Raw genomic sequence first — 793 nt, forward strand, 5'->3', positions numbered from 1 at the left:
TCTAAATTGCACTTTATGAGGGCAACCTATTAATTATTAATTTACTTGCTCTAGTTCTACTAAAGCTTGTTCTGCGATATGCCAAGGTAGACGCCTGCCATTGGCTTGCATCTGCTTATAGGCTGCTCGCGCTTGTTCGGTATTGATTTGCTGATGAACCACCAGTTGGCTTACTAGCCAAACTGTGCCTTTAACAATGGCAGCTTCTTTTTCTGCTGCTTTTCTCAGTGCCATATCACCAGTCAGTAAGTGCCATATCTCCCGTCAGTAAAGGACACTGTTCTTGCTTTGCTAAAGCAAGGGCAAAACAATCGTTTCGGCTCGCTTGGGTATAGGTCCCCGTTAGCTGCATGGCATACATCATTGATTCTGCAGAAACCTCTTTTAGCGCTAACCCTAAATCCTGAAGGTGGGGATGATCTTCTTCAAGTTCTTCAACAAAAAGAATATCTGGCGTTGCAAAGTCATAGGGCAACTGAAACATTGCTTCCAGTAAACCACCTTCTTCCATGTCAATGAGGATATTGGCATCACTAATTAGCAGCTGCTGCACGGCTAGCCTCCTGAGCTAACTGTGCTTGAGTCGGCACCTCCAACTTTCGTTCTTTACGAAAGCTAGAAACAGACATGCCAAGTAACTCTGCAGCTTTTGACTCCCCTATGTATTCTTCACCTAAAGCACGATATACCAACTGCTTATGTAGATAAGTCGATTCATGAGGGTATGCTTTTCCTGGCTCCTCCGTTCGCCAGCCATTTTTGCTAAACAGCATAAATAGGTTTTTCTGAGTCG

At 44.1% G+C, this 793-nt stretch carries 2 protein-coding genes and 1 pseudogene; all 3 read right to left on the bottom strand.

What is annotated here, in order from left to right:
• Nucleotides 1–36: 36 nt before the first annotated feature.
• Nucleotides 37–234: a hypothetical protein gene (locus L5M10_RS23955; protein WP_227257087.1), complete on the bottom strand. Its 198-nt coding sequence runs from the start codon at nucleotides 232–234 to the stop codon at nucleotides 37–39.
• 1 nt (nucleotide 235) lies between these two features.
• On the bottom strand, nucleotides 236–553 hold the full coding sequence (locus L5M10_RS23960; protein ID WP_227257086.1) for a PIN domain-containing protein: 318 nt from the start codon (nucleotides 551–553) through the stop codon (nucleotides 236–238).
• A pseudogene (locus L5M10_RS23965) lies at nucleotides 534–793 on the bottom strand (transcriptional regulator); the annotation flags it as partial. The pseudogene L5M10_RS23965 and the gene L5M10_RS23960, both read right to left, overlap by 20 nt.

It is taken from the genome of Shewanella sp. SM32 (genome assembly GCF_025654235.1).
Taxonomy (GTDB): domain Bacteria; phylum Pseudomonadota; class Gammaproteobacteria; order Enterobacterales; family Shewanellaceae; genus Shewanella; species Shewanella oncorhynchi.

Bases quoted from the DNA above. Each gene is read 5' to 3' on its own strand.
- L5M10_RS23955 (WP_227257087.1), bottom strand. From the start codon at position 234: ATGGCACTGAGAAAAGCAGCAGAAAAAGAAGCTGCCATTGTTAAAGGC.